This is a genomic window from Actinoplanes sp. NPDC049118 (genome assembly GCF_040648555.1).
Lineage (GTDB): Bacteria > Actinomycetota > Actinomycetes > Mycobacteriales > Micromonosporaceae > Actinoplanes.
This window is the reverse complement of the sequence record NZ_JBEZDY010000018.1, coordinates 176,861-187,255: the sequence shown is the minus strand read 5'-3', so window position 1 is coordinate 187,255 and position 10,395 is coordinate 176,861. Positions and strand designations below refer to the sequence as shown.

The 10,395-nt window shown below is 72.7% G+C and carries 7 protein-coding genes and 1 pseudogene; 6 read left to right on the top strand and 2 right to left on the bottom strand.

Going from position 1 to position 10,395, the window contains the following annotated elements:
• The 6 genes and pseudogenes from AB0B58_RS27575 to AB0B58_RS27550 all read left to right on the top strand — a co-directional run.
• Positions 1 to 312: pseudogene (locus AB0B58_RS27575) on the top strand (endoglucanase); the annotation flags it as partial.
• A gap of 77 nt (positions 313 to 389) precedes the next feature.
• Positions 390 to 518, top strand: coding sequence for a hypothetical protein (locus AB0B58_RS27570; RefSeq protein WP_360229387.1), 129 nt, complete (start codon positions 390 to 392; stop codon positions 516 to 518).
• 96 nt (positions 519 to 614) lie between these two features.
• Positions 615 to 2,441 (top strand): S8 family peptidase, encoded by a 1,827-nt coding sequence (locus tag AB0B58_RS27565; protein ID WP_360229385.1) that lies wholly within the window; start codon positions 615 to 617, stop codon positions 2,439 to 2,441.
• Between the two features lie 30 nt (positions 2,442 to 2,471).
• The gene (locus AB0B58_RS27560) at positions 2,472 to 3,836 is read left to right on the top strand and encodes a hypothetical protein (protein WP_360229383.1); all 1,365 of its coding nucleotides are present in this window, start codon (positions 2,472 to 2,474) and stop codon (positions 3,834 to 3,836) included.
• 368 nt (positions 3,837 to 4,204) lie between these two features.
• Positions 4,205 to 5,635: a hypothetical protein gene (locus tag AB0B58_RS27555; RefSeq protein ID WP_360229381.1), complete on the top strand. Its 1,431-nt coding sequence runs from the start codon at positions 4,205 to 4,207 to the stop codon at positions 5,633 to 5,635.
• A gap of 144 nt (positions 5,636 to 5,779) precedes the next feature.
• Positions 5,780 to 7,687, top strand: a complete 1,908-nt coding sequence (locus tag AB0B58_RS27550; RefSeq protein ID WP_360229379.1) for an adenylyl cyclase — start codon at positions 5,780 to 5,782, stop codon at positions 7,685 to 7,687.
• Between the two features lie 66 nt (positions 7,688 to 7,753).
• Here the strand turns inward: AB0B58_RS27550 and AB0B58_RS27545 are convergent, their stop codons facing one another.
• Complete coding sequence (locus AB0B58_RS27545; protein WP_360229397.1) at positions 7,754 to 8,473, bottom strand: SigB/SigF/SigG family RNA polymerase sigma factor; 720 nt, start codon at positions 8,471 to 8,473, stop codon at positions 7,754 to 7,756.
• A 226-nt stretch (positions 8,474 to 8,699) separates the two neighbouring features.
• Positions 8,700 to 10,337, bottom strand: a complete 1,638-nt coding sequence (locus AB0B58_RS27540; protein ID WP_360229377.1) for a methyl-accepting chemotaxis protein — start codon at positions 10,335 to 10,337, stop codon at positions 8,700 to 8,702.
• Positions 10,338 to 10,395 lie beyond the last annotated feature (58 nt).

The following is a 10,395-nucleotide window of genomic DNA, read 5'->3' as shown; positions in this document are numbered from 1 at the left end:
CTCGACCGCAAGCCCACCAACGGCGGACAGGGCTGGTACGACTGGGCCACCACCAAGCACGCCAGCAAGCCCATCATGATCGCCGAGTGGGGCGTCTACCACCGCATCGGTAAGCCCACCGACAAGACCGCCGGCTACAACAGCGTCCTGCCCGAACTCGCCAAGCGCCCCGCGATCAAGGCCATCGTCTACTTCGACACCAAGCACGACGACGAAGGCAACCGCGACATCAGCATCGACAGCACCAAGAACAACCTCACCGCGTTCCGCAAACTCGCCGCCAACCCGATCTTCAACGTCAAGATCGCCTGACCCACACCACCCCAGCACGACCCCACGAGCCGCCCGGCCACCAGCCGGGCGGCTCGACCGCGTCGTGGGGAACGGCCGTGGCTCGGCGCGGGCGCCGCGAGCCGCAGCTGCTGGAGGTCGTGGTCGAGCCGGATCCGGCCTTCGACCCGATCACCCAGGAGGCCACGCTGCGCAAGCCGTCAAGAGACGCGGACCGCCCGGCCTGATACGTCGCGGCGCAGGTTCTGCTCGATTGGTGGAAACTCGATCGGAGATCATTCATACGCTCCCGCCGGGTTTACGGTGTCCCGCGGAGGAGACCCATGAATCCCGAAGATCCAGTGTGGGCGGACCGCGCGCTCGTGGCCCTGGCGGACCGGCCGGACGGCGCCACCGTCGAGGACGTGACGGAGGAGGTCGGCCTCCTGTTCGCGGACCGGTTCGCCCCGGAGGACCGCGACTATCCCGGCACCTCCACGCGGCCGCTGTGGCACACCCGGGTGTCCGACGCGATCGCGGAGCTGCAGTCGGCGCAGCGGATCACGACCGACCCGCCGGCGCTCACCCCGGCCGGCCGGCGCGCCGTCGCGGCCGCGCGACGGCGCCTCAAGGCCGCGCCCGGCGCGACCGCCACCGGCGAGGCTCCGGCGCCCGCGCGGGAGCAGTTCGTCGTGGCCGGCGTGATCTCCACGCCGCTGCGCGATCCCGAGGCGCGCGGGCGGCTGCACCTGAGCCGGCACCCCGGCGGCCCGATCGCCATCATGATCGAGCTGAACCTGCAGTTCGGGTCCGGCGTCGGCGACGCCTTCGCCCGGCTGGAACGGCTGTGGGCGCGGGTCAACCCGCGTGGCGAGCCCCTCGTGCGCATCGCCGGGCGCTACGCGGCGGGCGAGCTCACCATGCCCGAGATCGAGCGGCTCGTCGCCGCGGACGCGGTGCCGGTCGCCTGGCCGCGCCGCAGCATCCACCACGTCTGGCCGGACTTCCCGGTGCGACCGCACGTCGACGCGTCCTGCGTGACCATCAAGGTGGACGCGGCGCGCAACTCGTTCGGCGCGTACGGACGCGGCATCGTCTGGGCGGTCGTCGACTCGGGAATCGACGGAAGGCACCCGCACTTCTCGGCCTGCGGAACGCTCGGCGACGACTCCGTGAAGGACCTGCACCGCTACTTCCCGCCGGCCGGACCGCCGACCGCGCAGGGTGCGCTCGAGGACAGCAGCGGCCACGGCACACACGTCGCGGGCATCATCGCGGGCAGCATCGCCGGCTGGGCGGCGGAGAAGCCGGGCCGGCAGGTCTATGCCACCGAGAGCCGCTTCAACGTCGAGAACCCGGCGCGGCCGATGCGGGTGCCGCGCACGGCGATCGACCCGGCGGCGGTGGCCGGCATGGCGCCGCGGGCCCGGCTGGTCAGCCTCAAGGCGCTCGACTCCGCCGGCACGCCGGAGAACCGCGTGCACCGGATCATCCAGGCGCTCGCCTACGTGCGGGAGATCAACGGCGACAGCGTCGAGGGGATGCGCATCCACGGCGTGAACCTCAGCGTCGGGTACGAGTTCGACCCGCAGTGGTTCGCGTGCGGCCGGAGCCCGCTGTGCCAGGAGGTGGACCGGCTGGTGCGCTCCGGCGTGGTCGTGGTCGTGGCGGCGGGCAACTCCGGGTACGGCTCGGTGAACGTGACGATGGAGGCGCCGACGAAGTTCGGCCTCGGCATGACCATCAACGACCCGGGCAACGCCGACCTGGCCATCACCGTCGGCTCGACGCACCGCACCTCGCCGCACACCTACGGCGTCTCGTACTTCTCGTCGAAGGGGCCGACCGGCGACGGCCGGAACAAGCCCGACCTGGTGGCGCCGGGTGAACGGATCACCTCCTGCGCCGCGGGCGCCAACCTGACCGCCGCGGTCGGCGCGAACCCGCCGGAGGAGACGGCCGTCTACGTCGAGGACACCGGCACCAGCATGGCCGCGCCGCACGTCTCGGGCGCCGTCGCGGCGCTGCTGTCGGTCCGGCGCGAGTTCATCGGGCAGCCGGAGCGGGTCAAGAAGATCTTCGTCGAGTCGGCGACCGATCTCGGCCGCGGCCGGGAGTTCCAGGGCGCCGGCCTCGTAGACCTGATGCGCGCACTGCAACAGAAGATCTGAGTGGCCGCGGCAGGAGAAACGGAGCAGGTCATGACCGACTCGATCGCAGGACTACCGTTCTGGGAGATCACCTTCGACGCGGACGGGGACCCGGAGGGCCCGGGCCGCGACGCCCTTCTCACGGAGGTCGCCGCCAGGGGCGTCACCGACCTGTTCGTCTTCGCGCACGGCTGGAACAACGAGCGGCGCACGGCCCGCCGGCTCTACAACGGCTTCTTCGGCCTGCTGGCGGGTCAGCTGCGCAACACGCCCGCGAACCCGCCGGTCGTCGCGGGCCTGGCCGGCGTGGTGTGGCCGTCCAAGCGCTGGTCCGACGAGCCCATCCCGGACTTCGGGCCGGCGACGGCGACCGCGGCCACCCCCGGCGCCGCGGCCGCCACCGAGGTGGCGCCGGCGCCCGCCGCGGCCTCCTCGGCGACGCTCGACAAGAAGACCCTGGACGACCTGCGCGAGACCTTCCCGGCGGCGACGCGTGCCCTCGACCGGATGGCCGAGCTGCTGGAGAGCGAACCCACCGACGCGGCGCTGGCCGAGTTCCACTCCTGCCTCGCGGAGTTCGGCGCGTCCGGCGTCGCGCAGGACGACGGCGAGGGCACCGGCGCGACGGCCGGGCCGCGGATGCTGCAGGACGGCCCCGAGCGGCTGTTCGAGCGGTACCGAGACGCGCTGCGCGGCGCCGGCGTCGAGATCCCGGGCGGCTCCGGCGGCGCGGCCGGACTCGGCGACCGGCTGAAGGGCATGTGGAACGGCGCGAAGGAGGCGCTGCGGCAGGCGACCTACTGGGAGATGAAGAACCGCTCCGGGGTGGTGGGCCGCAACGGCCTCGGGCCCGCGCTCGGCGCCCTGCACGGCGCCGCCCCCGGGCTGCGAGTCCATCTGATCGGCCACAGCTTCGGCGCGCGGCTCGTCTCCTACGCGCTCGCGGGCCTGACCGACGGCCTGTCGCCCTCCCCCGTCAAGTCGGTGACGCTGCTGCAGGGCGCCTTCTCCCACTTCGCGTTCGCTGATCCGCTGCCGTTCGACGCCGGGCGGCGCGGCGCGCTCGCCGGCATGCAGCGCCGGGTCGACGGCCCGATCACGGTGTGCTTCTCCCGGCACGACGGCGCGGTGGGCCGCTTCTACCCGCTGGCGTCGTTCGCGGCCCGGGAGGACAGCGCCGGCGCGAACGACGCCATGTACCGGTGGGGTGGCATGGGTGCCGACGGTGCACAGAACCATGACGTCGCGCTGGACGCCATCGCGCCGGCCGGCGCCGCGTACCGGTTCTCGGCCGACCGGATCCTCAATGTGGACGCCGCCGAGGTGGTGCACCGCGGCGGCGCGCCGACCGGTGCGCACAGCGACATCGTGCATCCCGAACTGACCTGGGTGGTGCTGGCCGCCAGCCGCGCCTGACCCCGCCGGCCGGCCCCGCGGAGAGCCGCGGGGCCGGCCGCGCCGGGACGGGCCGAGCCGCGCCGGGACGGGCCGAGCCGGGCCGAGCCGGGCCGGGCCGGGCCGAGCCGAGCCGAGCCGAGCCGGGCCGGGCCGGGCCGGGCGGGGTTGTCGGGTACCGGTCGCTCGCCGGCCGTCCACGCGGCGTGATTCGCGATAGGGTTTCCCGACATCGGCGGTGGCGATGACGGATCGGGAGCTACGCGTTCGGGTGCTCGGCGACGCCGAGCTGGCCGTTGACGGGCGTCCACTCGTGGAGCTGGCCTCCGCCAAGGCGGCCGCCCTCCTCTTCTATCTGGCCGTGACCGGCACCGGTCATCCAGGTGCTGGTGACCTCGCGGCGGCAGCTCGGGCTCGGCGTGGAGTGGCTCGTCGAGGTCCCCGGCCTGCCCTGCCCGCCGCCGAAGGCCGGCCCGGCCGCCGCCGGCTACGCGGCGGTAAAGCTCTTAGAGGAGCGGGCCCGGCTGCTGCGGCCCGGCTTCCTCACCGGCGCCGACCTCGAGGGGACCGCCCGGGTGTGCCGGCTGGTGTCCGGCGTGCCGCTCGCCATCGAGCTGGCCGCCCGCTGGGTGCGGTCCGCCCGCCCGGCCGCCGCGGCCCGGGAACGCGCGGCGACCACTTTCACGATCAGCGAGGTCTACTGGGTGCGCGACGAGCACCTCGCCGTCCTGCCGAGTTCGATCCGGTCGCTCAACGAGGCCGAACGGGCGGGGGAGCTCGACCTGACCGTGCGGGCGCAGGCGGGCCTCGGCATGGTCCTCGGCACGGCCGGATTCCGCCGCCACGCCCGCCGGCACATCCGCGCCGCCCGCGCGGCGGCCGAGCGGACCGGCAATCCGATCACCGTCTGCTGGGTCGGAATCATGAGCGCCCTGCACGGGATGGGCGCCGGCGACTGGGCCGCGGTCGACGCGGGTACGGCCCGGGCGCTGGCCATGCGCGACGAGACGCCGATGTACCGATGGGCGGACGAGCTGCTGCTGGCCTCCGCGGTCGCCTGGTACCTGGCCGGCCGGCACGAACGGGCGGCCGCGGCGGCGGCCGAGGGCATGGCCGCGGGTGCCGGCCGCCGCGATCCGGTCGTGCACCTGTGGGGCCTGCTGGTCCTGATGGAGACGACCCTGCGCACCGACCCGGGCGACCCGGTCCTGCCGGGCTGGCACTCCGAGGCCGTCCGGCTGCTGCCGAAGGCGAACCGCGTCGACGCCGCCCGGGCGCACGTCGTCGCGGCCCGGCTGCACCTCGCCGCCGGGCGATCGGAGCAGGCGTGGCAGGCCGTCCGCGCCGCCGACGATCTGGTGGGCGCGGGGCCGTCGTTCGAGCAGTACGCCCTGGAGGCACACGCCGGCGTCCCCGAGATCTGCCTGGAGCTGCTGGAACTCGGCGGCGAACACCCCGGTCCGGCCGAGCTGCGGGCGACCGCCGCCGGCTCCGCGCGTCGGCTGCGCCGGTACGCCCGCAGGTTCCCGATGGCCATGCCGCGGGCCCTCGTCTGTCTCGGCTGGTCCGCGTGGCTGGACGGCCGCACCCGCGGCGCCCGGCGGACGTGGGCCCGGGCCGCCCGCGAGGCCGAGCGGCTGCGGATGCCGTACGAGCTCGCCCGCGCGCACGAGGAGCTCGGCCGCCACCTCGCCGCGGGGCAGCGCTCCCCGCTCGGGCTCGACGGTCCGGAACACCGCGAGCGGGCGATCGCCGGGTTCCGCGCCATCGGATGCGGCACGGGTACGCGAAGCCTTCCCGGATTACCCGTTCGTACGTAACCGGTTCCGGAACTCAGGCGAGTTGTCCTGATCGAGCCGCTAATGCCGTACGGGGGCGGCGGGACACCGCTTGACATGCGGCTTCGTCTATCGCTTTCTGTGACCTGATTCATTGCAGCACGGTTACAGAAAGGACCCCACCGCATGACGACACGCCCCACCGGCAGTGGACGTCGCGCCGGGACCCGGCCCCTGCGCCGGAGTCTCGCCCGCATACTCGCTCTCGTTCTGGCGCTGACGGCCACCGGCACGCTCACCGGTGCGGCCGCCGAGGCCGCCCCGCTGCCGGGGACGTCCGGGCCGAACCTCGGGGCCAACGTCACCGTCTTCGACCCGAGCATGCCGGTCAGCCAGATCCAGGCGACACTGGACGCCACGCACGCGCGTCAGGTCGACAACGAGATGGGCACCGCGCGCTACGCGTTCCTGTTCAAGCCCGGCACCTACGGCACGGCGGAACAGCCGCTGCAGATAAAGGTCGGCTACTACACCGAGATCTCCGGCCTCGGCGCGTCCCCCACCGACGTGGTCATCAACGGCAAGGTCGAGGTGTACAACCGCTGCCTTGCCGACGGCGGCACCAGCAACTGCCTCGCGCTTGTCAACTTCTGGCGTACGCTCTCCAACCTGTCGATCAAGGTCAACGGGGCGGGCCAGGACGGCTGCCGGGCCTCGGCGAACTTCTGGGCGGTGTCGCAGGCGGTGTCGCTGCGGCGGCTCGACATCAGCGGCGGCAACCTGTCGCTGATGGACTACTGCACGGCCGGCCCGCAGTACGCGAGCGGCGGCTTCATCGCCGACTCGAACATGCCGGACGTGATCAGCGGCTCGCAGCAGCAGTGGCTGACCCGCAACAGCAAGGTCAACAGCTGGTCCAACGGCGTGTGGAACCAGGTGTTCGCCGGGGTGCAGGGCGCGCCGGACGACGCCGCGTTCCCGAGCCCGCCGTACACCACGCTCGAGAAGACCCCGGTCAGCCGGGAGAAGCCGTACCTGTTCGTCGACGCCAAGGGCCGGTACAACGTCCGCGTGCCCGCCGCGCAGAAGAACTCCAGCGGCACCTCCTTCGCCGCCGGGCTCACCCCGGGCCGCACGGTCCCACTCAGCGACTTCTTCGTCGCCAAGCCGTCCGACCCGGTGTGGCTGATCAACGCCAACCTCGCCCTTGGCAAGCACCTGCTGCTCACCCCCGGGGTGTACGACGTCGCGCACAGCATCAACGTCTGGCGCCCCAACCAGGTGGTGCTCGGCATCGGCCACGCGACCCTGACCGCCGTCAACGGCTCGACCCCGCTCAAGGTCGCGGACGTGCCCGGCGTCGTCGTCGCCGGCGTCACCATCGACGCGGGCACGAAGGAGTCGCGCACGCTGCTGCAGGTCGGCAACAAGAACGGCATCGGGCTCAGCTCGGCGGCCAACCCGACCACGCTGTCCGACGTGTACTTCCGCGTCGGCGGCCCGCACATCGGCAAGGCCGACGTGGCGCTCGAGGTCAACAGCGACAACGTGCTCATCGACCACACCTGGGTGTGGCGCGCGGACCACGGCGTCGAGGGCTTCACCGGGGGCGTGAACGGCGACACCCAGCGCTGGCGCACCAACATCGGCCGCAACGGCGCCATCATCAACGGCGACAACGTGACCGCGACCGGCCTGTTCGTCGAGCACTTCCAGGAGTACAACACCATCTGGAACGGCAACAACGGCACGACGGTGCTCTACCAGAACGAGCTGCCGTACGACCCGCCGACGCAGGCGGACTGGATGAACGACAACGGCACCGAGGGCTGGGCCGGCTACAAGGTCGCCAGCAAGGTCCGCAACCACAAGCTGTACGGCGCCGGCGTCTACGTGTTCAACCAGAACAACCCGGCGATCCACACCGAGAACGGTTTCGAGGTGCCGGACCGCCCGGGCGTCAAGCTGCACCACATCATGACGGTCAACCTCAGCGCCGGCGTCATCGACCACGTCGTCAACGGCGTCGGCGACGCGGCCGACACCACGAAGATCGGCGTCCCGGTGTACGTGCCGGACTACCCGGCCCCGTAATTCAGCACCTTCGCCCCGGGTGGGCCGGAGCCGCGAGCTCCGGCCCACCCGTTCGCGAGCAGGACTTCAGGCCGCGTACGGGTCGAGCCGGCCGCGCAGCTCGGCCAGCGCCCGGCCGATCAGCCGGGAGACGTGCATCTGCGAGATGCCGACCTGCTGGGCGATCTCCGTCTGGGTCAGGTTTCCGTAGAACCGCAGGGTCAGGATGCGCTGCCCGCGCTCGTCGAGCGAGGCCAGTGCCAGACCGAGCGCGACGCGCGCCTCGGCCAGCTCGAAGCCGTGGTCCTCGCCACCGAGGGTCTCCCCCAGCTCGCTGCCGTCCCCGTCCGCGACCGGCACCGACAGCGAGGCGGCGTCGTAGGCCCGGGCGCCCTCCAGGCCCTCGAGGACCTCCTCCTCGGTGATCCCGAGGTGCGCGGCGATCTCCGCGACCGTCGGCGAGCGGCAGAGGCCCGGCGTCAGGGTGCCGTTCGCGGCGGTGATGGCCCGGCGCAGCTCCTGCAGGCGCCGCGGCACCCGGATGGCCCAGGTCCGGTCCCGGAAGTGCCGCTTGATCTCGCCGAGCACGGTCGGGATGGCGTAGCCGGCGAAGTCCGTGCCGAGGCCGGGGTCGAACTTGTCGACCGCCTTGATCAGCCCGACCACCGCGGTCTGCAGCAGGTCGTCGTCGGGCTCACCGCGCCCGGCGTAGCGGCCCGCCAGGTGACCGGCCAGGGGCAGCCACGCCTCGATCGCCCGGGCGCGCAGGCCCGGGCGCGACGGGTGGCCCGCCGGCAGGTCCGCCATGGCGACGAGCAGCTCGAGGGCGTCGGCGTCGGTACGCAGGCCGGTCAGCGGGTTGTCCTGCGACGCACGCCGGACGGTCTTCGTGATCATCCGAGAACTCCCTGGTCCAATGGTTGCCTCGCCGCAACCAACGCTAGACCAAGCGGATGATCCCCAACGGACCGAAGGTACGAGTCCGGTTCGTGTCGGCCCCGATTACTCCTGACGGCGACGCGCCGCGCCCGGCTCAGAAGCGGAACTGGCCGATCATGGCGTCGAGCTCCTTGGTCAGCTCGGCCAGCTGGGCCGCGGCCTGCTGGCTGTCCTCGACGCCGCGGGCGGTGGCCTCGGCGGCACCCGCGAGGCCGTCGACGTTGCCGGCGATCCTGGCGCCGCCGGCCGCGGCGTACCCGACGCTGCGGTTCATCTCGCTGGTGGTGGCGCTCTGCTCCTCCACCGCCGAGGCGATGGTGGCCTGCAGCCCGTTGACCCGGCTGATGATCTCGCCGATCTCGGCGATGGCGGCGACCGCGCGCTCCGTGTCGGTCTGGATGGCCTGCACCCGGCGCGAGATGTCCTCGGTGGCCTTGGCCGTCTCCTGCGCGAGGTCCTTGACCTCGCCCGCGACCACGGCGAAGCCCTTGCCGGACTCGCCGGCCCGGGCGGCCTCGATTGTCGCGTTCAGCGCGAGCAGGTTGGTCTGCGCGGCGATCGAGGTGATCGTGGCGATCACGCTGCCGATCTCGGCGGACGAGGAACCCAGGCTGGCGATCGTGCGGCCGGCCGAGTCGGCCACCTCCACCGCCTGGGCGGCGACCTGGGCACCCTCGTTGGCGCTGCCCGCGATCTCGGCGATCGAGGCGCCCATCTCCTCGCTGCCGGCCGCGACGATCTGCAGGTTGCGGGAGACCTCGTCGGCGGTCTCCGCCACGCTGGCGGCCTGTGCGGAACCCTCACGGGACAGCGAGCGGATCGACATGCTGCTCTCGGTCAGCGTGGTGGCGTGGTTCGCCACGCTGTGGACGCTGGCGGAGATGGTGCCCATGACGGAACGCAGGGCCTCGGAGGCGCGCTGCATCGCCGACGACATCTGGCCGAGCTCGTCGTTGCTGCGCACTTCCGGCGAGTGGGTGTAGTCGCCGTCGGCGGTCGCCTCCAGGGCCGAGGCCACCTCGCGCAGCTGCCGGACCATCGGGCGGGCGATCATCAGGGACAGCACCAGGCCCAGCAGGAGCGCGCCGAGGGTCAGCACGATGGTGACCGCCAGCGCGGTGCGGTACTCGCTGCGCCCCCGGTCGGCGGCGGCGTCGGCGGTGGCCCGCTCGCTGGCGATCAGGGCGCTCAGGGCGTCGCTCATCCGGTCGGCGTTCTGCCGGAACTGCAGGATCACCGACGGTCCGGGCGTGGTGCCGGCCTCGAACACCCAGCTGTCGCGCACCTTCTGGTAGTCGGCCCAGGCCTGGCTGAACTTCTCGATCTCCGCCTGGCGCGGGTCGTCCGCGCTGATGCCGGCCCGGTACTGCTCCAGCGCCTTGTCCAGGTCGGCGCCGTTCTTCTTGGCCTGCTCGACGACCTGCGCCTTGGCGTCGATGCCGTGCGCGGCCAGGTACGCCGCGAGGTCGCCGTTGGCGAGCTGGACGCCCTTGCGGACGGTGTCGAGACGCTCCTGACCCGCCACGTTGACCGAGCGCATCTGGTCGAGGCTGGTGCTCAGGTTCGCCATCCGGGTCATCGCGAAGACGCTGACGATCACGGTGCCGAGGGCCACCGAACCCACGGCGAGCATGATCTTGGTGGCCAGCCGGCGGTTGGCGAACCACGTCCCGACGAGCCGGGTGGGATTGCGGCGCGGCAGCCCGCGGCTGATAGCGGCGTTGGCCTTCATAGGTGCGTGTCCCTCGCGTTCCAGCTCGCCGGCGGGTACCCGGCATGTGCGTGTTCCC